Origin of the sequence: Azospirillum isscasi, assembly GCF_030849505.1 — a bacterium.
Lineage (GTDB): Bacteria > Pseudomonadota > Alphaproteobacteria > Azospirillales > Azospirillaceae > Azospirillum > Azospirillum isscasi.
On record NZ_JAUJFI010000048.1, the window covers coordinates 1 to 22545 of the forward strand.

The window sequence follows — 22545 nt, forward strand, 5'->3', positions numbered from 1 at the left end:
TGATAGAACACCACCGCCACGATGGCCATCAGGCCGACCATCGCCACGCACATCCCCGACCGCGCCAGACGCGCGTTCATGCGCGTCAACAATCGTGGGGCGGCGAGGGGGCGGGCCTCTTCCAATTCCAGTTCGATGCTCATGATGCCGTCCTTCCCGCGGAACTGCGGCGCCGGCCGGGGAAGCCGGCGCCGCGTCCGCGCGCCTTACTTCGTATCCTGGATGCGCTGGACGAGGCCTTGCAGCCTCGGCGTGTTCGCGAACTTGGCGAACACGGGCTTCATCGCATCGACGAACTCCTGTTTGTTCGCCACGTCGCCGATCTGCGAGCCGGCCTTTTCGACGATGGCGCGGGACGCCTCCTCACGCTCCGCCCACAGCTTGCGCATGTAGGGGACGGAGTCCTTGGCGGCCTTGCGGATGGCGGCCTGGTCGTCCTTCGACAGGCGGTCCCAGGAAACCTTGGAGAAGACCAGCACTTCCGGCGCCATGGCGTGCTCGGTGCGGGTGTAGTATTTGGCCGCCTCGAAATGGCGCGAGGATTCGTAGGAGGGGTAGTTGTTCTCCGCCGCGTCGATGATGCCGGTCTTCAGGCCGGTGTAGACCTCGCCCATCGGCATCGGCGTCGGGTTGGCGCCCAGCGCCTCGATCATCGACACGAACAGGTCCGACTGCTGGACGCGGATCTTCATGCCCTTCAGGTCGGCCAGCGACGACACCGGCTTCTTGGTGTAGAGCGAGCGCGAGCCGCTGTCGTAGAAGGCCAGACCGACCAGCCCCTGGCTTTCCATGGCGGCCAGGATCTCGTCGCCGATCGGGCCGTCCAGAACGGCGTGCATGTGGTCGGTGTTGCGGAAGATGAAGGGCAGGGCGACGACCATCGTCTCCGGCACCACGTTGTTCAGCGGCGCCACGTTGACGCGCATCATGTCGAGCCCGCCGATCTTGATCTGCTCGATGGTGTCGCGCTCGTTGCCCAGCGCGCCGTTCGGGTAGACCTTCACGCCGAGCTTGCCGTTGGTGCGCTCGCTCAGCAGCTTGCCCATGTATTTGACCGCCTCGACGGTCGGATAGTCGCCGGGGTGGATGTCGGCGGACCGGAAGTCGCGGGCCGACACCGGAGCGGCGAGCAGGGCGCCCGCGGCGCAAGCGGCGAGCAGCGCCATGCCGAGGCGGCGGAAGGTGTTCTTCATGGACGGTACTCCTGCCTTAGGAGAATTGCCTGTTGGAGCGGTGGCGGGTCGTCGGACCCGTCGAAAATGGACAAACAAAAGCATCCTGGATTCGGAGGATGTCCTCGGCTCTTCTGCTGCGCGCATCGAATAACAGCGCTGCGAAAGCGGAGGCAAAAAATAATCCCGAAAGGGATTTAACGCAGAAATTCCGGCGCCATCGGCGCATGCCGACGGGATGACGCTGTGGCGATCCTTGTCCTCTATTCGAAGAGCCCGCGGCGTTCTTCCGCGTGGCTGTTCGTTTGTTGTCAGAAAGGGGAGCTTGAGCCGGCTGTTCCAGTCCGCACCGCATCCCGTCGAGCTAGTTATATTAATATATCAGATGAAGAGGCAAGCACAAAACAGAGCGTCGGGAGCGGCGACGCCAAAATGTCGCAAGCCGGTTGGGGATTAAGGTGCCGCCTCGGGAAAGCCGGGAGATTGGCGGATTCGGAGGGGGTGCAGGCAGCCAAGCGTGGGCTTTGCCATTGACACTCTGTATTTCAGAGTATAGGAACTCTGCATCGCAGAGTGATGACGGCGAAACGCCGCGGAAAGCCCATGTCCGACAGCCCGTCCCAGCGCCTCGACGCCATCCGTTCCATGCTCTCCGCCGGGCACCGCAATCTGCGGATCGAGCGGCACACGCTGGTCCTCTGGGGGCTGACGGGAGCGGCGCTGCTCCTGCTCAGCGACCACATCCTCACCCCGGCGCAGTTCGCGGACGTGACGCAGCAGGCCGTGGCGTGGCTGCTGCTGCTGACCCTGTCGCTGGGCGGGGTGGCGGTGCTGGACTGGCACCTCACGCGGCGCGTCAAGCGGCACCGGGACGAGGCGTGGTCCTTCATCCACCGGCAGGTGATCAAGGTCTGGTGGCTGCTGATGGCGCTGGGGACCTTGATGACCTTCGCCACTTTCTTCTTCGGCGGCGGATACATGGTGTGCGCGGCGTGGGTGGTGCTGATCGGCCTCGGCCTCTACGTGCACGGCCTGTTTTCCGAGGAATTGCTGGAGTGGATCGGCGTGCTCGTCATCCTCACCGGCATCGCCAGCCTCGCTTACCGGCTTGATTACGGCATCATCCGGCTGATCGCGGCGTCGGTGTTCGGGTTGGGGCTGCCGCTTCTGGCGCTGATGCTCGACCGCGGGCGGGCGCGGCCGTCCTGGCACCGCATGGCGCAATCCACCGCCTGGATGCTGGCGGTGCTGGGCGTACCGCTCGCCTTGCGGCACCACGGCGACCTCGGCGCCCCGGCGGAGGCGCCGGCTCTGACGTACAACGCCTTCCGCAAAGGCGAGGGGGCCGTGGGACGCCGCATCCTCACCCTGCCGGCGGGAACGCCGGTTCCGGTGGAGATCCGCGTGAACGGCAACATCTTTCGCAGCGGTCCAGCGACCACCCTGCCTCTGACCCTCTCCAAGCCGGTGGAGCTGGTGCTGGAGAACGGCGTGCCGACCGGAGACGCCCGTTTCGACGGCGAGCCCTGGATGCGCGGCACGGCCGGCCTCTGGCTCCATGTTCCCAAGCTGGAGGGTGATCTCACGCCGGACCTTGGACCGGTGGTCCGTGCCCTGGTGAACGCCAATTCCATGGCCGATCCGCAGCGCTGACCGGCCCTTTCCCTCTCTCTGTCCATAAACCCTCAGGAGAAAGACATGACCCGGATTCTGACTGCGGCCCTGCTGGCCGCCACGGCGACGCTTGCCGGTTGCGCGGGTTTGATGCCCCCGCCGGGCGCCGACGAGATGGCGAAAATCCCGGTGGTCCGCTATGGTGAGGCATCGTCGGCGGGCGGCGAGTACGTGCTGCTCTATCCGGCCGGGGCGCCCCTGCCGGTGGTGGCATCGGTCTCCGGCTCGCTGCTGGCCAAGCCGGGCTTGGCGCGGATGGAGGTCGCCACCAACCGCGACGTCTATGTCTACAAGACTTGGCTGAGCTTCGACGGCAAGAGCTGGATGGCCGCGGATCAGGCGGTCGGCGGCGAGTTCATGATCACGCTGCCCGGTGAGAAGGACAGCCAGGCGCCCGGCACGATGTCGGCGCGCTTCGATATCAAACCCTGACGGAACGGCCTTGGATACGCTCGACCCATTGCTGCACCAGCCGCTGCGAACGCAGATCGCCGCCTTCCTGACCGGTGCCGGCGAGGCGACCTTCACCGAGCTGAAGCAGCGCCTGGAGGTGTCGGATGGCAACCTTGATTCGCACCTCAAGAAACTGATTGCGGCGGGGTACGTGTCGGTCCGCAAGGACACCGGGGGTGAGGGCCGGCCACAATCCAGCTACGCCCTCACCCCTCTCGGCCGCGAGGCGCTGCACGGCTACATCGCCGCCTTGCAGCGCTTGCTGCCAATGGACAGGGCCGCGGCTTCGGCAACGGGAATGCCCTTGCTGAAGCCGCGCACCCAATAATGAGGAACGGTTTTCAGGCGGCTTCGGTGAAATAGAGCGGCGCGGCGGCGCGCAGATCGTCGATGGTCAGCCGCAGCCCGTCGAGGTGGGCGCCGAGCGCCAGGACGCTCGCCTCCCGGTCGTGGGCGGCGACGGCCTCCACGATGGCCTCGTGCTCGGCGATGACCTTGGCCATCTGGCCGGGGACGGGCAGCGTCAGGCGGCGGCAGCGGTCCACCTGCACCTTCACCTGCTGCACCAGCGCCCAGAAGCCGGGGAAGCCCGCCACCTCGGCCAGCAGGGCGTGGAAGCGCTCGTCGGCCTCGTGGAAGCCGTCGCGGTCGCAGGCGGCGCACAGTTCGCGCTGCGCCTCCAGCGCCGCGCGCAGCCGCGCGATGTGGCTGGCGGTGGCGCGGGTGGCGGCCATGCGCACGGTGGCTTCCTCCAGCGCCCTGCGGATCACCCCGGCCTCGGGCAGGGCGGCGATCGGGATCAGGGAGACGTAGGTGCCCGACTGCGGGAAGACGTCGATCAGCCCTTCGTCGGCCAGCCGCAGGACGGCCTCGTGCACCGGAGTGCGGCTGACTCCGTAGGTTTCGGCGATGCGGGCTTCCGCGATGGGCTCGCCCGGCCTTCGGCGCATCGACAGGATGTCGTTCCGCAGATCGCGGTAGATGGGGGAGGCGGAGCGCGGCGCGGGCCGGACCGCCGCAGGCCGGCGCTGCCGCGGCGGTGCGGCGGCAGAGATGTCCGATGGCATGAGCCACCTCGTCGTACGAGCGGGCCGCACAGGCGTTTCGGGCCGGCGCCCCGAGGGATTCGTTCCATCTAAAATATTAGTATTTGCGCCGGTCGCTCAGGGGCAAAATGCGGGACATTCCAGGCAAAGTGTCGCATCCGGACGGTCAGGACCGCCGGAAGAGCCGCGGCCAGCGGAACGGCGTGCCCCGCGGGTCCAGGCCGTCGCGCAGGCCCTCGGCCAGCAGGTTGATGGAAAGCGCGACGGCGGCGACGGTGACGGTCGTCGCGGCGATCAGGTGCGGGGCGCTGCGCAGGTCGGCCAGACCGTCGCGGATCAGGGTGCCCAGCGACACCGCCGGCTCCTGGATGCCCAGACCCAGGCCGCTCAGCGTCGCCTCCGCCACCATGACGGGTCCGATGGACAGGGCGGCGCGGATGGCGACGGGGCCGGCGACCGCCGGCAGGAGGTGATGGCGGACCGCGTGCATCGGTCCCGCGCCGAGGGCGGTGGCGGCCACCACATGCTCGGCGGTCCGGTTCGACAGGGCCAGCGCCCGGCACCAGCGGACCTGCGACGGCCACGCTGCCAGGGCGAGCGTCAGCACCACGGCCTCCGTGCCCGGCCCCAGAAGCGCCGACGCGACGATGGCGAGCGACAGTTCGGGAAAACCGTGCAGCAGGTCGGCCAGCCGCAGGACCGCGGCGTCCGTTCGCCCGCCGATCCAGCCCGCCGCCCCGCCCAGTGCGAAGCCGAGACCCACCGCGAGGCCGAGCGCCAGCCCGGCGATGGCGAAGGAGGTTCCCATCCCGGCGATCAGCCGGGCGGCGACGTCGCGGCCCAGCCCGTCGCACCCCAGCGGGTGGTCGGCGGGCGGCCCGGTCCAGGCGCGCCCGAGATCCATGGCCGCCGGATCGAGCGGATGCAGAAAGGCGGCCAGGGCCAGCGGAACGGCCAGCGCCGCCGCGAGCAGCAGGCCGGCGCGCCCGGCGAGGGAGCGCACCGCGGTCATGGCGGCGTCTCACCGTCGCGCAGCCGCGGGTCGGCGAGGCCGATCAGCAGTTCGGCGGTCAGGCTGACGGCGACCTGCGCCAGGACGAAGACGAGAACGGCGGCGCCGGCCACCGGGTGGTCGCGGGCCAGCACCGCCTGGACGGTCAGGCGCCCGATCCCCGGCAGGGCGAAGACGGTTTCCACCGCCGCCGTGGTGGTGAGGATCGTTCCGGCCACCGACCCGACCGCCGCCGTCAGCGGCACCAGCGCGTTCGGCAGGGCGTGGCGCAGCAGAACGGCGGCCCGCCCTAGCCCCTTGGCCTGGGCGGTGCGGATGAAATCGCGGCCCAGCACGTCCATCACCTGGGTCCGGGTGAGGCGGGCGATCAACGCCGCCGCCGGCAGGGCCAGCGCGGCGACGGCCCATGGCGTCGTGCCGGACCCCGCCAGCATCAGCCAGGTCGCCAGCGCCAGCGGCGGCATGGACAAGGCCAGCACCGACCCGACGGTGAGGGCCGTGCCCGGCCATGCCCGACGGGCGTCGGCGGCGGCAAGGCCCAGGGCGAGCCCGAAGGGCAGGGCCAGCGCGGCCGCACCCGCCAGCAGTCCCAGCGTCACCGGCAGGGCTTCGCCCAGCAGCTCCGTCACCGGCACGCCGCCGTAGCGCAGCGAATGGCCGAGGTCGCCCCGCAGCAAGGCCAGGACGTAGGACAGGAACTGGGCCGCCAGCGGCTGGTCCAGCCCGGCGCTCTCACGCAGCCGGCGGACCATCTCGGGGTCAGCGGCCCGACCGTCCACCATCAGCATGACCGGATCGCCCGGAAGCGCGCGGGACGCCAGGAAGCTCGCCAGCACCGCGGCTCCGGCCAGAAGAAGCAGCCCGGGCAGGCGCCGCGCCGACCGCCAGGGGAAAAGACGCCAGGGGAGCGGGCGCCCCCTCATGGCAGCCGGGCGGACCGGTAGTCCGGCGTGCCGTCGGGCCGGATGACCAGCCCGGTCACGCCCGGCCGCACCAGCGCCACGAATTGCGGCACCGGCAGCGGTACGGCCACGGCCTCGTCCCGCAGCAGGCTTTCGGCCTCCTGGTAGAGCGCGTTGCGGGCGGCGGGATCGGCGAGCCCGCGCGCCCGCTCCATCAGCCGGTCGAAATCCGGGTCGTGCCAGCGGCTGCGGTTGGTCGGGCTGGCGCTGTGCCATTGGGTGGCGAGCTGGTCCATGGGGTCGGGGAAATCCGCCGTCCAGCCGTTGATGAACAGCGCCTCGCGCCCCTCGTTGATCGCCGCCACGAAGGCGGCACGCTCCTGAATCCGCACGCCGACCGGTATCCCCAGCGCGGCGCCGAGCTGGGCCGCGAAGTAGGTGGCTTCCTCCCGAACGTTGAGGCTGCCGGCGATCTGGAGCGGCGGCAGGCCGCGCCCGCCGGGGTAGCCGGCCTCCGCCAGAAGGGCCTTCGCCCGGTTCGGATCGGCCGATGTCAGCGCCACCGTGTCGGGCCGATAGCCGCCCAGACCGGGCGTGACGAAGCCGTTCGTCAGCAGCGCCCTCCCGGCGTGCAGGCCGTTGACGGTGGCCACCCGGTCGAGCGCGTAGTGCAGCGCCTGACGCACCCGCCGGTCGCGGAAGGGCGGATACAGGTCCTGGTTCAGCGCGAGATAGCGCACCTGCGCCCGCGCGAACGCCAGGATCTGCCCGTCGTAGCGCGTCTGGCGCACCGCCGTGCGCACGGCGTTCTCGGGAAGCGGCGCGACGTCGAGGTCCCCGGCGTCGTAGCGCGCCATCAGCGTGTTGGCGTCGGGCAGCACCGCCAGGGACACCCCGTCCACGGCGGGGGCGCCGTCCCAATAGCCGGTGTTGGCCTCCAGGCGCACCGACTCGCCCCGGCGCCAGGACAGGAAGCGGAACGGCCCGGTGCCGCCGGACGCCTGCTCATGCCACGCCGGTCCGAACTCGGCCTCCATCCCGCGGTCGACGAACAGGAACGGGTAGAGCGGGAAGAGCGCGTCGGGTTCGCTCAGCCGCACGACGAGCGTGTGGGGATCGGGGATGGTCACGCCGGACAGCGATGCGGCGGTCCCCTGCTGCAACGCCGCGGCTCCCTCGATCCCGCGCAGGTAGAAGGCGCTGTAGCCGGGCTGGGGCTTGTGCGTCAGGTGGCGTTCCCAGGTCCACAGGACGTCGGCGGCGGTGAACTCCCGCCCCGAATGGAAACGCACGCCCGGGCGCAGGGTGAAGCGCCAGGTGCGTCCGCCGTCCGGGGTTTCCCAGCCGGTGGCCAGCGCCGGAACGGCGTTGCCGGCGGCGTCGATCGCGGTGAAGCCCTCATAGACCTGCCGCAGCACCCCCGCGGTGACCAAGCCGGGAAAGACGAACGGGTCGACGGTCGTCAGATCGTCGGACAGGCTGGTCCGCAAGGTTCCCGCCGTTGCCGGACAGGCGGCGCCGGAAACCCCGGCACCGATGGCCAGAACGATCAGAATCAGGCGGAGGAACGCGGGCAGAGGCATGGTGCGGGACGTTGCAGGGCGTTGGCGGAGTGGCGGGAAACCCAAGCGCGCCGGACTCCTTCAAGGCCTCAGGCCAGGGCGGAGCCGGGGCTGCGCCGGACCTCCGCCATATGTATGCACAAGCGTGCGTCCATATCCAGATATTCACGCGATCAGCGGTGATGCGGCAGGCACCATACCCGGATTCGATCAGAGGCGCGACCCGAAATGCCAGCAGAGCATCGTCACCTGACGCACGATGCCCGCCTGGTTGCGCAGCCCCGTCTTGCCCAGGATGGACGAGACCTGGTTGTAGACGGTGCGCCGCTCCACCCCGCGGTCTTCGGCGATCTCGTCCACGCTCCGTCCGGAGCACAGGGCCAGTGCGATTTCGGCCTCCGAACCGGTGATCTGGAGCAGTTCGGCAACGGTGCGCGGCGACACGGTGGGCAGCACGTCCGGATCGACGAGGGTCAGCAGAAGGATGCCGTTCATCGGTCCGTCGTTCCCGGCGTTCCGGGCCGGCGGCTCCGACAGGGTGGCGAAGTAGGGGGTCGGCTGGTCCAGGCGCGACACGCGCAACGTGATCGGCGTGCGGACGCGGCGGCGGAAGAAGCCGGCAGCCCGTTTGGCCAGTTCCGCCTGTTCGGTGGGCGCGTCCGGGATGCACAGCCGTCCGCCGACCACGGCGGGCCCGTCTCCGCGCGACATGATGGAGATGAAGGCGTCATTCCCGTCGATGACCTGACAGCGCGGTGTCAGCAACGCCGCCGGGTAGGGCAGCGCGTCAAGAAGCCGCACGACGAAAGCCGGCCTGTTCGGCGGCGTCAGCGCGCCGTTGCTGTTCAGGGAAATCAGGCTGTCGAAGTCGCACCGGAAACCGTCCTGGACGCTGCCGGTGACGTCGCGCCGCATCTGGTACCACCAGCCGTCCGTGTCGCTCAGCTTCTCGTAAGTGATCTGAATGACCCGGCCATCCGAATGGAGCGTGAAGGACTGCCAGAACCGGTGGAACCGGCGGGCATCTTCGGCATAGCTGATCCATCGGTCAGGGTTGGAATAAATGGCATCCAACCGGAATTTCTTATGCTTCACGCATTCCCACACGATGTCCCTGAACGTGACGGTGCGCGAGAAATCGATGAAAGGATAGAGCGTCCTTTGCTTTTCGTTGGTCGTCAGCAGCGTGTCGGTCTTGTCGAAGACGGTCAGCGCTGCGTTCAAATCTCTGGCGCGGCTGGAAAGATCTTGGAACAAGTCGGACATCGATCCCTCCCTTTCGCGCTGCCAGGTTGCCGGACCGCCCCTTGAACGCAGCCGGAGCCACGATCAAGGGGCACTTTGAAAGTACCTATCATTCCATGGATTTTAGCAACAGAAAGATCGCTTTATGGAATGGACGATACGATCGTATGCCGGTCAGGCCGCCTTGACCGTGAGATAGCAGGGGGCGAGTTCTTCCGTCGGAATCTCCACGCCGAGCGTCGCCCGGAAGGCGTCCTGGGTGTTGGCGGCGGCCTTCTGCCAGGTCGCGGCGTCGGGGGCGTCCGGATGATGGAGGACCCGGCCGCCGACAAGCCGCATCATGTCCGCCTCGTAGCGGTCCATGAACAGGATGTGCTCGTGCCACGCCGCATCCGCCGCCTTCGTCGGCACCAGGATCAGGTTCGGCTTCGCCGCCACCACGACCAGGAACTGGCGGTAGGCCTCGACCGACTCCGCGGCCTGATCCGGCGTGTAGCCGGCCAGCTTGAGCCGGTCGTCGATGAAGGAGAGGTCGAGAGTCGCCGGCTGCACGGTCGAGACGGGTTCGCTGTTGTTGCTCATTTCCGATGATCCTTTTCAAAAAGGGATGAAGTTCACGTCGGTTCTCGAAGATCCCCGCCTGAAGACGCGGGCCCGTGCCCTGCGGCAAACGGCGGTCGGCATGGTCCGGCTGCCGCCATGGGCAAGCCGCCGAGGCTGCATTTGCGGGTGCAGCGCGACGTAAACCCCTGCAACAGGCCCGTCATGCACCCCTCCTGCATACCCGAGTGTATCATAGTGACGGCTGTGCAACTGCTCAAGCGGATATCGCGTATTTATAATGAATCTGGTCAGGCATGATTATCAGTAATAGCATACTTATGTAGGCGCCAGCATTGTAATCATGGCAAATTCTTATGAAGCATTTCACTTGATTGGGCTGTTTTGATTGCATTCCACGGAATAGTTGGTATATTCTGCGTTTGGTTGCAGAGCTGTGTCATCGTCATGGAGTTCCGGATGCAGGGGCAGCGGGCAAATCCTTTTTCTTCGCCATGGCTCAACCGATTGCTTGCCGAGGCTTTGCAGCGCCCGGCGCTCGACGGGGCCGAGGACGCGCTGCTCCTGGCCGATGTCTTTCCCGGCGATCCGCGCCCGTCCCTGGAGGTGGAGGCGGTCGCCACGGCCCCGTGGGCCAGCGGCTGGCTTCGGCACGCGGTGGCGGCGGCGCGGGAGCAATCCCCGCATCGTGTGGCGCGGGACGTGCGGTGCTTCGCCGATTACATGGTGGAGGCGGTGCGGCTGATGCAGCGGCACGGCCATTTCCAGGACCGCGGCGACCGGCAGCGGGTGAAGGCTCTTTTCAAAAGGGCGGGACGGTGCGGGACCCTGCCGGCCCGCTCCGCCGCCGCGGAGCGCCTGCTGTCCGCCGCGGAAAGCCCGGACGCGGGGCGGTCGGACGTCCTTGCGGAGGCGCTCGGAGCCGAAACGTCCGGGCCGCCGGGCGGCGTCGATTCCGCAACGGCGGTGCTGCTCGGGCTGGCGGCCCTGCCGGTGGACAAGCGCCGGGCGCGGCTGCACGGGATGGGCATGGCCCTGCGGGCGTCGTCGGCCCAGGGGGCCTGGAACGGCTGAGGACGGCGAAGCCACGGCGGAATTGCGCTTCGCAGGACAGGGGGCAGAGCAGGGGAGGGGATTGGAATTGGGGTGGACGCCCCCACCTACCCATCGACAGCGATGACGTGGGAGGACGAGGAATGCGCATGGGCCGAACCGCCGCCCTGATGTCTGCCACCGCTCTTGCGGCTTGCCTGAGCGTCACGGACGCGGGCGCCGTCGACAAGGTGTTCAAAACCGAAAAGGCGATGGTTTCGGTGAAGACCGTCGCCAGCGGCCTCAGCCACCCCTGGGGGCTGGCCTTTCTGCCCGATGGGCGGATGCTGGTGACGGAAAAGGACGGCCGGCTGCGCATCTTGGCGCAGGACGGCAGCGTCTCCGCCCCGGTGAAGGGGGTGCCGCAGGTCGACGACCGCGGGCAGGGCGGCCTGCTCGACGTGGCCCTGGACCCGGATTTCGCGCAGAACCGCTTCGTCTATCTCAGCTTTTCCGAACCCGGACCGGACAGCGGCACCAACTCCACCGCCGTGGCGCGTGGCGCGCTGAACGCCGACGGCACCGCCCTGACCGATGTCCGGGTGATCTTCTCGCAGAAGCCGAAGGTGGAAAGCCGGATGCATTACGGGTCGCGGCTGGTCTTCGACCGGCAGGGCCACCTGTACGTGACGCTGGGCGAACGCTCCCTGGACCGCTTCCGGACGCAGGCCCAGGATCTCGACTCGCATCTGGGCAAGGTGGTGCGGATCAACCGGGACGGCTCGGTGCCCGCCGACAACCCCTTCGTGAACCGGCCCGGCGCGCTGCCGGAAATCTGGTCCTACGGCCATCGCAACATCCAGGGCGCCGCGCTGAACCCGCAGACCGGCGCCTTGTGGATCAACGAGCACGGCCCCCGCGGCGGCGACGAGGTCAACGTGCCGGAGCCGGGCAGGAATTACGGCTGGCCGGTGGTGTCCTACGGCGTGAACTACAACGGGACGCCGGTCGGGACGGGCAAGTCGAGCGCGCCCGGCATGGAGGAGCCGGTCTACCATTGGACCCCGGTCATCGGCTCCTCCGGCATGACCTTCTACACGGGGGATGCGGTTCCCGGTTGGAAGGGCAGCCTGTTCAACGGCGGGCTGGCCACCAAGGAGGTGGTCCGGCTCGAACTCGACGGGACGGCGGTCAAGCGCGAGGAGCGCATGTTCGGCGATCTGGGCAAGCGCATCCGGCAGGTCAGCCAGGGTCCCGACGGCGCGCTCTATCTGCTGACCGACGAGAACCGGGGCGAGATCCTGCGGGTGGCCCCGGCGGGCAAGCCGTAAGGGCAAGGGCCTGTTCAGCGGTTCCCGTCGCGCTCGGCGTTGCGCCGGGGATGTCCCAGGCGTTCGGCGGCCATCAGGTCGCTGCGGCTGACGCCGATGTCCCTCAGCAGGCGATCGTCGAGCCGGTCGGGGGCGCCCGCGGCCCAGCGCCGGGCCCGGCGCCCCTTCAGGCGGCGGCAGACTCCCAGCAGGGTGCCCAACAGGGCATCGGCGAGCGACTTCGGCAGGGTCGCACCGAAGGCACGGACGGCGGGCAGGTGGGGCATGGTGTTTCCTCCGTTCGGGCGGGGACTGCCGCCCCGCGTTGCCGGCCCTGTCTAACGGGCTTTGGCCGATGGGGAAGTGGCGCCCTTCACACCGGCCCTGCGCTTTCCGGCCTTCCGGCGGAGCGCCGGGGAGGCTACACAGGCGCCCATGCCTTCGATCATTCCCATCGACGAACCGGACGACCCGCGGATCGCGGCCTACCGCGACGTGAAGGAGCGCGACCTCGTGGGCCGGGAGGGCCGGTTCATCGCCGAAGGGGCGGTGGTGCTGCGGACCCTGCTGACCGCCTCGCGCCATGAAACCCTGTCGCTGCTGATCGCGGACAAGCGGATCGTGGCGCTGGCGCCGACGCTGGAGGCGCTGCCCGCCACGGTGCCGGTCTACAGCGCCCGGCAGGAGGTGCTGGACGCCATCGCCGGATTCCCGCTGCACCGGGGCATCCTCGGGCTCGGGCGGGCGGCGCCGATGCCGGAGCCGGACGCGCTGCTGGCCGGGCTGGGGCCGCGGGCGACCGTGCTGGTGCTCTGCGGGATCGGCAACCACGACAATGTGGGCGGCATCTTCCGCAACGCGGCGGCCTTCGGGGTGGACGCGGTGCTGCTCGATTCCGGCTGCTGCGACCCGCTCTACCGCAAGGCGATCCGCGTCTCGGTCGGGGCGGCGCTGCGGGTGCCCTTCGTCCGGATTCCGGCGGGAACCGATCCGGTCGCCCTGCTGGAACGGCACGGCATCCGTGCGATCTCGCTGAGCCCGGCGGGGGCGGTGACGCTCGCGGGGCTGCGCCGTCCGGAGCGCGCGGCGCTTCTGCTGGGGTCGGAGGGACCGGGGCTGCCGGCCTCCGTCCTGGCGCGGACGCGGACGGTGCGCATTCCCATGGCGCCGGACTTCGATTCCCTGAACGTCGCCACCACCAGCGGGATCGTCCTGCACCACCTCGCCTTCATGGCGGAACCGGAGTCAGGGACCGGTTGAACCGTCGATCCGGCGCAGGCCGGGCGGGGTGGCGTCGCGCAGGCTCTGCGCCAAGGCGCGGAAGCCGGCGGCGCGCGGGTCGCTGGCCCGCCAGACCAGCCCGACGACGCGGCCCGGCGGATCGCCCTGAAAATCGCGGTAGGCGACCAGCCCGCCGACCGTCGCCGCCTCCCCCTCCCCGGTGGCGAGCCGCGGCATCAGCGTGTAGCCCGTGCCGCTGGCGACCATGTGGCGCAGGGTCTCCAGCCCGGTGGCGTGGCGCATGCCGCGGGTGGCGGCGCCGCAGGCGGCCAGCGCCTGATCGCGCAGGCAGTGCCCCTCCTCCAGCAGCACCAGCTCGCCGGGGTCGAGGTCGGCCAGCGCGATGGACGGCAGGGTTTCCAGCCGGTGGCCGGCGGGGTGGGCCAGCACGAAGGGCTCGAAGAACAGGGCGTCGCAGGTCAGCCCCTCGCCATCGACGGGCAGGGCCAGCAGGACGGCGTCCAGCCGCCCTTCGCGCAGCTCCTCCAGCAGGCCGTCGGTGCGGCCTTCGGACAGCACGAGCTGGACGTCCGGCAGGTGCCGGCGCATCGCGGGCAGGATGTGGGGGAACAGGTACGGCCCCAGCGTCTGGATCGCCGCGACGGAAAGATGGCCGTGCAGCGTCCCCTCCGTCCCGCGGGCGAGCGCCAGCAGGCGGCGCGCCTCCTCCAGAACGACGCGGGCCTGCCGGATCACCACCTCCCCCTGCGGAGTCGGCAGCACGCGGCGGCTGGTCCGCTCGAACAGGGTGATGCCGAGAAGATCCTCCAGCTTGCGGACCTGGGCGCTCAGCGACGGCTGGCTGACGGCACAGCGCTCCGCCGCCTTGCCGAAATGCCGCTGCTCGGCCACGGCGACCACATACTCCAGGTCGCGAAGGGACAGTCCGGTTATATTCATAGGTGCAGCCTATGGAAGCATTTGAAACGATGTCTTGGATATATCGATGGATCGGCGGGATAACCAGGGGGCAAAGCGGACGAGACGACCGACAAGAAACGCCAGAAGGAGTTGAGCCATGAGCACCCTGACGACCGCCTCCGGCATTCCCGTCGCCGACAACCAGAATTCCCTGACCGCCGGCCCGCGCGGCCCGGTGCTGATGCAGGATTTCCACCTGATCGAGAAGCTGGCCCACTTCAACCGCGAACGCATTCCGGAGCGGGTGGTCCATGCCAAGGGCGCCGGCGCCTACGGCGTCTTCCGGGTGACCAGGGACGTGACGCCCTACACGGCGGCCAAATTCCTGTCGGATGTGGGCAAGGAGACGGAGGTGTTCCTGCGCTTCTCCACGGTCGGCGGCGAGAAGGGCTCCGCCGACGCCGAGCGCGACCCGCGTGGCTTCGCGCTGAAGTTCTACACGGAGGACGGCAACTACGACATGGTCGGCAACAACACGCCGGTCTTCTTCCTCCGCGACCCGCTGAAGTTCCCCGACTTCATCCACACGCAGAAGCGCAACCCGGCGACCAACCTGAAGGACCCGACCGCGGTCTGGGACTTCTTCTCGCTGTCGCCGGAGACGATGCACCAGTTGACGATCCTGTTCAGCGACCGCGGCACGCCGCGCAGCTACCGCCACATGGACGGCTTCTCCAGCCACACCTTCTCGTGGATCAACGCGGCGGGCGAGCGCTTCTGGATCAAGTACCACTTCAAGACCCGCCAGGGCATCGAGAACCTCACAGCGGAGCAGGCCGTGCGCATGGCCGGCGTCGATCCCGACCACGCCACCCGCGACCTGTTCGCGTCCATCCGGGACGGCGATTTCCCGGCCTGGACCGTCTCGGTGCAGATCATGCCGGAGCTTGAGGCCGACTCCTACCGCATCAACCCGTTCGACCTGACCAAGGTGTGGCCGCACGCCGATTATCCGCTGGTCGAGATCGGCGAGCTGGTGCTGAACCGCAACCCGGAGAACTTCTTCGCGGAGGTCGAGCAGGCCGCCTTCAGCCCGGCCAACGTGGTCCCCGGCATCTCCTTCAGCCCGGACAAGATGCTTCAGGGCCGCCTGTTCTCCTACGCCGACGCGCACCGCTACCGGCTGGGCGCCAACCACCAGGCGCTGCCGGTCAACTGCCCGCACGCGGCGAAGGTCCGCAACCACCAGCGCGACGGGGCCATGCGCTTCGACGGCAACGGCGGCGGCAGCCCGAACTACGAGCCGAACAGCTTCGGCGGGCCGGTGCAGAACCCGGCGGTGGCCGAGCCGCCGCTGCGCATCTCCGGCGACGCCGCCCGCTACGACCACCGCGCGGGCAACGACGACTACGCCCAGGCCGGCGCCCTGTTCCGCCTGATCGGAGCGGAGGCGCAGGAGCGGCTGATGGACAACATCGCCGGCTCGCTGGGGCAGGCGCCGGACTTCATCCAGCAGCGCCAGTTGACGCACTTCTTCGCGGCCGACCCCGCCTATGGCGCGGGCATCGCGAAGCGGCTGGGGGTGACGGCGGGTGCGGAGGCCGAGGAGGCCGCCGTGGCCGGCTGATACCGTGGGTGGATGATGGAAGCCATCATCCACCCACGGACAAACCCGACAGATCAATGCGACAGCATTGATTGAAAGGGTCATGCGGACGAAGCCTTCAGGCGCCGCCCGTATGAGCCCAACTCCTGAAAACTCGGCACCGCCGGACGCGCCCCCCGCGTCCGGCGGCTTTTTTCGTGGGGCCAATCAATCCACGGCGGCGCTCTGCCGGTCCGCCCAGCTTTCGGCGATCCGCGGCAGGTTGAACTCGATCCAGTCGGCGAGGAGGCGCACCTTCTCCGCAGCCTCCTGTCCCAGCGGCGTCAGGCTGTAGTCCACATGCGGCGGCACCACGTCATGGGCGGTGCGGTTCACCATGCCGTCGGCTTCGAGCCATTGCAGCGTCTGCGCCAGCATCCGTTCGCTGACCCCGCCGATGGTGCGGCGCAGTTCGCTGAAGCGCAGCGTTCCGCCCTCCAGCGCGATCAGCACCAGAACGCCCCATCGGCTGGTGACGTGCTTCAGCACCTTCCGCGACGGGCAGGCCGCAGCCATCAGGTCGCCGCGCTGCATCCGCTCCGACAGCGGCGGCGGGGTGTAGTCCTCATTTGGTTCCGGCATGGCCGTCATCCCGCTGGAAAAAAATCTTCACACTTACATTTATGTACGTACTTACGAAAAATAAGCAAGTGGCTTAGGTAGGTGGACACCATCCACTGCCAACGGGACACCCCTTCCAATGACCATCGCCGTCACCGGTGCCACCGGCCAGCTTGGCCGCCTCGTCATCGCCCGCCTCAAGGAGACGGTTCCGGCCTCCGGCCTCGTCGCGCTGGCGCGCTCCCCCGCCAAGGCCGCCGATTTGGGGGTTGAGGTCCGTGAAGCCGATTACGGCAACCCGGACGCGCTCGCCCGCGCCCTGGCCGGCGTGGACACGCTGCTTCTGATTTCGTCGAACGAGATCGGCCAGCGCGCCGCGCAGCACCGCAACGTCATCGGCGCCGCGAAGGCGGCGGGGGTGGCGCGGATCGTCTACACCAGCCTGCTCCACGCCGACCGCTCGCCGCTGAGCCTCGCCGACGAGCACCGGGTGACCGAGGAGGAACTGAAGGCGTCGGGCATTTCCTTCACCATCCTGCGCAACGGCTGGTACACGGAGAACCACACCGGTTCGGTCGGGGCGGCGCTGGCCGGGGGCGCCTTCATCGGCAGCGCGGGGGACGGGCGGATCTCCTCCGCAACGCGCGCCGACTACGCCGACGCCGCGGTGGCGGTGCTGACCGGGACCGGCCATGAGGGCAAGACCTACGAACTGGCCGGCGACACCGCCGTGACGCTTGGCGATCTGGCCGCCGAAATCTCCCGCCAGTCCGGCAAGGACATCCCCTACCGGAACCTGCCGGAGGCCGACTACGCCGCCATCCTCGCCGGGTTCGGCCTTCCCGACGCCTTTGCGAAAGGAATCGCCTCCTGGGACGTGGACGCGTCGAAGGGCGCGCTGTTCGACGACGGGCGCCAGCTTTCCACGCTGATCGGGCGTCCGACCACGCCGCTGTCCGCCGCCGTGGCCGCAGCCCTCGCCTGACCGGCAAAGAAAACCCCCTCGCCTTTGCGGGGCGAGGGGGTTTGGAAAGGTTGCGCTGCGGTTTGGCGTTACTTTTGGCGTTACTGCGAGGCCGCCGCGATCTCCCGCGCGCGGCGGGACACCGACGCCGCGTAATGGTCCTTCGCCAGCACGGTGTAGACCGCCGGCAGGACGAACAGCGTGAACAGCGTGCCGATCAGCATGCCCGACACGATCACCAGACCGATGGAGAAGCGGCTGGCCGCACCGGCCCCGGCGGCGGTCAGCAGGGGCAGCAGGCCCACCACCATCGCCGCCGTGGTCATCAGGATCGGGCGCAGGCGGACGCGGGCCGCGTGCTCGATGGCGGTGCGGCGGTCCACCCGCTCGTTGATCTGCATCTCGCGGGCGAACTCCACCATCAGGATGCCGTGCTTGCTGATCAGGCCGATCAGCGTCACCAGACCCACCTGGGTGTAGATGTTCATGGTGGACAGGCCGAAGAACAGCGGCAGCAGCGCCCCGCAGATCGACATCGGCACCGAGATCAGGATCACCAGCGGATCGCGCAAGCTCTCGAACTGGGCCGCCAGCACCAGATAGATGACCACCAGCGCGAAGGCGAAGGTGATCATGAGCTGGTTGCCCTCCGTCACGTACTGGCGCGATTCCGACAGGTAGGAATGGGCGAAGCCGGCGGGCAGGATCTCGCGGGCCTTCTGCTCCAGGAAATCCACGGCCTGCCCCATCGTCACCCCCGGCATCGGCACGGCGGAGAAGGTGGCGGAGGGAAGCTGGTTGTACTTGGTCAGGGCGTTCGGTTCCGTCGCCATCTCGATGGAGACGACGGTGGACAGCGGGACCTGCGCGCCGTTGCCCGCCGTGACGTAGTAGCGGGTCAGCGTCTCCGGCGTCAGGCGCTTGTCGCGCGGCACCTGCGGGATGACCTCGTAGGAGCGTCCGTTCAGGTTGAAGCGGTTGACGTAGTTGCCGCCCACCAGAACCGCCAGCGTGTCGCCGATCGACTGCATGGACAGGCCGAGGTCCGCCGCCTTGGAGCGGTCCACATGCAGCCGGACGACCGGGCTGTTGAACTGCAGGTCGCTGTCGGTGACGATGAACATGCCGCTTTCCATGGCGGCGGCCTTGATGCGCTCGATGGCGTCGTAGATGGTCTTGTAGTCGCCGGGGCTGTTGATGACCATCTGCACCGGCAGGCCGCCGGTGGAGCCGGGAAGGGCCGGCGGCGACACCAGGAAGATCTGCGTGCCGGCGACGTTGCCCAGTTCAGCCTGGACCAGCGGCTGAAGTTCCTTGGCGCTGCGGGTGCGCTCGTCCCACGGCTTCAGGATCATGCCGGCGAAGCCCTGCGTCACCGTCGGCATGCCGTTCAGGACGAAGCGGGTGTCGGTCTCCGGATAATGGGTGAACACCTCGTCCATCTGGCGGCCATAGGCGTCCATGTAGTCGAGGTTGGCGTATTGCGGCCCCTTGGTGATGCCGAACAGGATGCCCTGGTCCTCCTCCGGCGCCAGCTCCGCCATGGTGTTGGCGAAGAGGAAGCCGACGCTGAGCAGAACGCCGAAGCCGAACAGCAGGGTCGCCGCCCGGTAGTCCAGCGCGCCGGCCAGCCGCCGCCCGTACCAGCCGGCCAGCCGCTCGAACGTCCGGTCCAAGAAGTGGGCGAAGCGTCCCTCGTTCATGTTCGACGTCAGCAGGAGGGAGCACATCATCGGCGTCAGCGTCAGCGCCACCACGCCGGAGATGATGACCGACCCCGCCAGCGTGAAGGCGAATTCGCGGAACAGCGCGCCGGTCAGCCCGCCGAGGAAGCCGATGGGCGCGTAGACCGCGGCCAGCGTGATGGTCATGGAGATGACCGGCCCGATGATCTCCCGCGCGCCGATCAGGGCCGATTCGACGGGCGACTTGCCTTCCTCCAGATGGCGGTGGACGTTCTCCACCACCACGATGGCGTCGTCCACCACGAGGCCGATGGCCAGCACCATGGCGAGCAGGGTCAGCAGGTTCAGGCTGAAGCCCATGGCCAGCATGATCGTCGCCGCACCCACGATGGACAGCGGGATGGTCACGATGGGGATCAGCACCGACCGGAAGGACCCCAGGAACAGGAAGATCACCACGATGACGATGCCGACCGCTTCGAGCAGCGTCTTCTGCACCTCGTCGATCGACGCCTGGATGAAGCGCGTCGAGTCGTAGACGATCTCCATCTTCAGCGACGGCGGCAGGTTGCGCTGAAGCTCCGGCACCAGCTTGCGGATGTCCTCCACGATGGTCAGCGGGTTGCCGGTGGGGGTGGAGTTGATGCCGATGAAGATGGCCTGCTGGCCGTTCATCGACACGCTGGCGTCGGAGCTTTGCGCGCCCAGCTCCACCTGGGCGATGTCCTTCATGCGGACCAGCGCGCCGTCCTTGGACTTCACCACCATCTGCCGGAACTGCTCCACGTCGGTCAGGCCGGTGTTGGTGGTGATGTTGGAGACGACGAAGACGCCCTTGGTCTGGCCGGGGGCGGACTGGTAGTTGTTGGCCTGGATCGCCGCCCGCACGTCCGCCGCGGCGATGTTGCGCGCCGCCATCCGGTCCGGGTCCAGCCAGACGCGCATGGCGAAGGTCTGCCCGCCCAGGATCTGGGCCTCCGCGACGCCGGACACGGTGGACAGCAGCGGCTGCACCACGCGCGTCAGATAGTCGGAAATGGCCGCGCCGGACAGCTCCGCGCTGGCGAAGCCCATGTAGAGGATGGAGGTCGTCTCGCCCGTGGATTTCAGGATCACGGGGTCGTTGGCCTCGCGCGGAAGCTGGTATTTGACCTGCTGCACCTTCGACATCACGTCGGTCATCGCGACGTTGGGGTTGAAGTTCAGCCGGATGTAGGCGGTGACGAGGCTCACCCCCTGGGTGGAGGAGGAGGTGATGTAGTCGATGCCTTCCGCCGTCGCCACCGCCTGCTCGATGGGCGTCGTGATGAAGCCCTGCATCAGGTCGGGGGAGGCGCCGGGGTAGGAGGTGGTGATGGTGATGACGGTGTTCTGAAGCTCCGGATACTGGCGGATCGGCAGATCCGTCAGCGACCGGACGCCGACCAGCAGGATCAGCAGGCTGACCACCAGCGCCAGGACCGGCCGCCGGATGAAGATGTCGGTGAATGACATGGCCGGGTCCTCAGTTGCGCGGAACGGTCTGCGGCGGCACCAGCGCGCTCGCTTCCGTCGGCACCACGGCGGCACCGTTGTTCAGCTTGAGCTGGCCGGAGGACACCACCCGGTCGCCGGGCTTCACCCCGTCCAGGATCTCCACCTTGTTGTCGAACCGGTCGCCGGTCTTCACCGGGACGCGGTTGACCACGAAGCCGTCCTTGCCCTCGGCGTCCTTCTGGGCGGCGACGACGAAGACGCTGTCGCCGTAGACCGTGTAGTCCACCGCGGTTTCCGGAACGACGATGCGGTTCGGGGCCGGCGGCTGGACGACGCGGATGTTGGCGAACATGCCGGGCAGCAGCTTGCGCTCCGGATTTTGCAGCGTGGCGCGCACCTTGATGGCGCGGGTGTCCGGGCTGACCTGCGGCTCGATGGTCGAGATCACCGCGTTGAAGCTGGTGCCGGGGGCGGCGTCGGCGGTGATCAGCACCGGCTGGCCGATGCGGATCTGGTTCAGCGCCTGCTCGGGCAGGGTGAAGTCCGCGAACAGGTTGGACAGGTCGGTCAGCGTGACGATCGGGCCGCCGGCGCTGACATATTCGCCGACGTTGATCTGCCGGATGCCCAGGTCGCCGTCGAAGGGGGCGCGGATCAGCTTCTGGGCGATCAGCGCCTCGGTCTTCTTGATGTTGGCGTTGGCCTCGTCGAGCTGGGCCTGGTTCTGGTCCACGGTCACCTGCGGGCCGGCCTGGTTGCGCAGCAGGTTGCGGGCGCGCTCCAGGTTGTTCTCCGCCAGCTTCGCCTGGGCGCGGTAGGCCAGCAGGTCCGCCTGCTCGGTGGCGTCGTTGAGCTGCACCAGCGGCGCGCCGGCCTTCACGCGGGCGCCCGATTCGAAGGAGATCTGGGTCACCCGCCCGACCACCTCCGGCGCCACCGTCACCTGCCGGCTGGCGGTCAGGGTGCCGATGGCGGTGGTGTATTTGGGGACGGACTGCGCCGTCGCCTCGGCGACCGAGACGGGGGTCGGCGGCGGCTTGTTGCCGGCGAAGAAGTCGGCGATGGCCTTCTGCCGGAAATTGTTGAAGGCGTAGAGCCCGCCGAGCAGCAGGGCCAGGATCACGGCCATCAGGACGATGCGGAAAGCCAGCCGCCCGCGGGTGACCGGACGGCGTGCGGTGGTCCGCTCTGGCGCGTGAGCGGAATGGTCGGTGTCACTCGTCACGATCAGCCTCTCTCGAACAGGTCGGTTCTGGTTTTGATGCCGGGTTTGATGATTGGTTGCACTGCAACGACCGCGTGTAAAGAGCGACCGCTTCCTCCTTCAGGCCGAGACCGCGGAGAATGAAGGCGACCGCTTCGGGGACCGTCGTCCGCGGATCGGCCAGGGAGGGCACGACCGGCGTCGGGGGAAGGTGAATGGTGGCCAGCGTGGACCCCAGCATTTCCGCCATCCAGAAGGCGTTCTCCGTCACCAGCGCCGAAGGGACGAGGTCCCCGGCGCCGCGGGCGGCGTGCAGCGAGGCCACAAAGGGTGGGGCGATGTGCTCCGACATCCAGCGGCTCACCATGTGGGCGAACTCCCCGTCCTCCAGCAGGCTCATGAAATAGAGGCGGTAGCGGGGAAGCAGGTTGTCCCGGTCGCCGGGCAGGTCCTCGACGTAGCAGCTCACCATCGCCTGGACGTAGGCGGCCAGCGTGGCCGTGCTGGGCGGCATGGCCAGAAGCTGCGCCAGTTCCTCGTCCCCGTCCACGCAGGAGCGGAAGATCGCCTCGTAGAGGGCCGCCTTGCTGGGGAAGTGCTTGAAGATCAGCGCCTCCGACACGCCGGCGGCCTGGGCGATCTCCTTCGTGGTGGTGGCGGCGAATCCCTTGCGCGCGAACAGCGGAAGGGCCGCGTCGATGATCGCCGCGCGCCGGGCCGAGTTGTCCAGCCGTCCCATGATTAACCTTATTGCATAAGTGAGTACTAACTCACTTTGTCCGGGCTGGTGATACCACGGTGTGGTGAGGCTGTCCAGAAGGGTTCATGCGGCGACCGGCAAACGCCTCTTCCGGAGCGGGTGCCCCTCGTCCGGGGGTGATGGCGGACAGGTTGACGTG

The 22545-nt window shown here is 68.5% G+C and carries 21 protein-coding genes; 8 read left to right on the forward strand and 13 right to left on the reverse strand.

Annotated features, from left to right (window positions below):
* Nucleotides 1-206 precede the first annotated feature (206 nt).
* Nucleotides 207-1193 carry a TRAP transporter substrate-binding protein gene (locus QSG27_RS11965; protein WP_306706365.1) on the reverse strand — a complete coding sequence of 329 codons (987 nt, stop codon included), beginning with the start codon at nt 1191-1193 and terminating at the stop codon, nt 207-209.
* Nucleotides 1194-1775: 582 nt separating this feature from the next.
* Between QSG27_RS11965 and QSG27_RS11970 the strand changes: the two genes are divergently transcribed.
* From QSG27_RS11970 to QSG27_RS11980, 3 genes are read left to right on the forward strand one after another with little or no spacing between them, the layout of a single operon-like run.
* On the forward strand, nt 1776-2825 hold the full coding sequence (locus tag QSG27_RS11970) for a hypothetical protein (protein WP_306706366.1): 1050 nt from the start codon (nt 1776-1778) through the stop codon (nt 2823-2825).
* A 45-nt stretch (nt 2826-2870) separates the two neighbouring features.
* Nucleotides 2871-3278: a hypothetical protein gene (locus QSG27_RS11975; RefSeq protein ID WP_306706368.1), complete on the forward strand. Its 408-nt coding sequence runs from the start codon at nt 2871-2873 to the stop codon at nt 3276-3278.
* A 10-nt stretch (nt 3279-3288) separates the two neighbouring features.
* Nucleotides 3289-3627: a winged helix-turn-helix domain-containing protein gene (locus QSG27_RS11980; RefSeq protein ID WP_306706370.1), complete on the forward strand. Its 339-nt coding sequence runs from the start codon at nt 3289-3291 to the stop codon at nt 3625-3627.
* Between the two features lie 13 nt (nt 3628-3640).
* Here QSG27_RS11980 and QSG27_RS11985 read toward each other — a convergent pair whose 3' ends face one another.
* The 6 genes from QSG27_RS11985 to QSG27_RS12010 form a co-directional block, all read right to left on the reverse strand.
* Nucleotides 3641-4366 (reverse strand): GntR family transcriptional regulator, encoded by a 726-nt coding sequence (locus tag QSG27_RS11985; RefSeq protein ID WP_306706371.1) that lies wholly within the window; start codon nt 4364-4366, stop codon nt 3641-3643.
* 145 nt (nt 4367-4511) lie between these two features.
* Nucleotides 4512-5357: an ABC transporter permease gene (locus QSG27_RS11990; RefSeq protein ID WP_306706373.1), complete on the reverse strand. Its 846-nt coding sequence runs from the start codon at nt 5355-5357 to the stop codon at nt 4512-4514.
* Nucleotides 5354-6280: an ABC transporter permease gene (locus QSG27_RS11995; RefSeq protein WP_306706375.1), complete on the reverse strand. Its 927-nt coding sequence runs from the start codon at nt 6278-6280 to the stop codon at nt 5354-5356. The genes QSG27_RS11990 and QSG27_RS11995 overlap by 4 nt, the downstream gene beginning before the upstream one ends.
* Entirely contained in the window at nt 6277-7842 is a 1566-nt protein-coding gene (locus tag QSG27_RS12000) for an ABC transporter substrate-binding protein (protein WP_306706377.1), read from the reverse strand. The genes QSG27_RS11995 and QSG27_RS12000 overlap by 4 nt, the downstream gene beginning before the upstream one ends.
* Nucleotides 7843-8031: 189 nt before the next feature.
* Complete coding sequence (locus QSG27_RS12005) at nt 8032-9087, reverse strand: helix-turn-helix transcriptional regulator (RefSeq protein ID WP_306706379.1); 1056 nt, start codon at nt 9085-9087, stop codon at nt 8032-8034.
* Nucleotides 9088-9240: 153 nt separating this feature from the next.
* Nucleotides 9241-9648 carry a glycine-rich domain-containing protein gene (locus QSG27_RS12010; RefSeq protein WP_306706382.1) on the reverse strand — a complete coding sequence of 136 codons (408 nt, stop codon included), beginning with the start codon at nt 9646-9648 and terminating at the stop codon, nt 9241-9243.
* Between the two features lie 486 nt (nt 9649-10134).
* On the opposite strand from QSG27_RS12010, the gene QSG27_RS12015 reads away from it, so the two are divergent.
* Nucleotides 10135-10701, forward strand: coding sequence for a hypothetical protein (locus QSG27_RS12015; protein WP_306706385.1), 567 nt, complete (start codon nt 10135-10137; stop codon nt 10699-10701).
* Between the two features lie 122 nt (nt 10702-10823).
* Entirely contained in the window at nt 10824-11990 is a 1167-nt protein-coding gene (locus QSG27_RS12020) for a PQQ-dependent sugar dehydrogenase (protein WP_306706387.1), read from the forward strand.
* Nucleotides 11991-12004: 14 nt separating this feature from the next.
* Here the strand turns inward: QSG27_RS12020 and QSG27_RS12025 are convergent, their stop codons facing one another.
* The gene (locus QSG27_RS12025; RefSeq protein ID WP_306706388.1) at nt 12005-12256 is read right to left on the reverse strand and encodes a DUF1127 domain-containing protein; all 252 of its coding nucleotides are present in this window, start codon (nt 12254-12256) and stop codon (nt 12005-12007) included.
* A 148-nt stretch (nt 12257-12404) separates the two neighbouring features.
* Between QSG27_RS12025 and QSG27_RS12030 the strand changes: the two genes are divergently transcribed.
* The gene (locus QSG27_RS12030) at nt 12405-13229 is read left to right on the forward strand and encodes a TrmH family RNA methyltransferase (RefSeq protein WP_306706389.1); all 825 of its coding nucleotides are present in this window, start codon (nt 12405-12407) and stop codon (nt 13227-13229) included.
* Here the strand turns inward: QSG27_RS12030 and QSG27_RS12035 are convergent.
* Nucleotides 13215-14150, reverse strand: coding sequence for a LysR substrate-binding domain-containing protein (locus QSG27_RS12035; protein ID WP_306706391.1), 936 nt, complete (start codon nt 14148-14150; stop codon nt 13215-13217). The two genes, QSG27_RS12030 and QSG27_RS12035, sit on opposite strands and share 15 nt — an antisense overlap.
* A 118-nt stretch (nt 14151-14268) precedes the next feature.
* Between QSG27_RS12035 and QSG27_RS12040 the strand changes: the two genes are divergently transcribed.
* On the forward strand, nt 14269-15738 hold the full coding sequence (locus QSG27_RS12040) for a catalase (protein ID WP_306706392.1): 1470 nt from the start codon (nt 14269-14271) through the stop codon (nt 15736-15738).
* A gap of 186 nt (nt 15739-15924) precedes the next feature.
* On the opposite strand, the gene QSG27_RS12045 is transcribed toward QSG27_RS12040, so the two are convergent.
* Nucleotides 15925-16338: a winged helix-turn-helix transcriptional regulator gene (locus tag QSG27_RS12045; RefSeq protein WP_306706394.1), complete on the reverse strand. Its 414-nt coding sequence runs from the start codon at nt 16336-16338 to the stop codon at nt 15925-15927.
* Between the two features lie 118 nt (nt 16339-16456).
* Here QSG27_RS12045 and QSG27_RS12050 point away from each other — a divergent pair, with 118 nt between their 5' ends.
* Nucleotides 16457-17302 carry an SDR family oxidoreductase gene (locus QSG27_RS12050; RefSeq protein ID WP_306706396.1) on the forward strand — a complete coding sequence of 282 codons (846 nt, stop codon included), beginning with the start codon at nt 16457-16459 and terminating at the stop codon, nt 17300-17302.
* Nucleotides 17303-17382: 80 nt separating this feature from the next.
* On the opposite strand, the gene QSG27_RS12055 is transcribed toward QSG27_RS12050, so the two are convergent.
* From QSG27_RS12055 to QSG27_RS12065, 3 genes are read right to left on the reverse strand one after another with little or no spacing between them, the layout of a single operon-like run.
* Entirely contained in the window at nt 17383-20460 is a 3078-nt protein-coding gene (locus tag QSG27_RS12055; protein ID WP_306706398.1) for a MexW/MexI family multidrug efflux RND transporter permease subunit, read from the reverse strand.
* Nucleotides 20461-20470: 10 nt separating this feature from the next.
* Nucleotides 20471-21667 (reverse strand): efflux RND transporter periplasmic adaptor subunit, encoded by a 1197-nt coding sequence (locus QSG27_RS12060; RefSeq protein ID WP_306706400.1) that lies wholly within the window; start codon nt 21665-21667, stop codon nt 20471-20473.
* Entirely contained in the window at nt 21657-22385 is a 729-nt protein-coding gene (locus QSG27_RS12065) for a TetR/AcrR family transcriptional regulator (RefSeq protein WP_306706402.1), read from the reverse strand. Before QSG27_RS12065 ends, QSG27_RS12060 begins: the two co-directional genes overlap by 11 nt.
* Between the last annotated feature and the right edge of the window lie 160 nt (nt 22386-22545).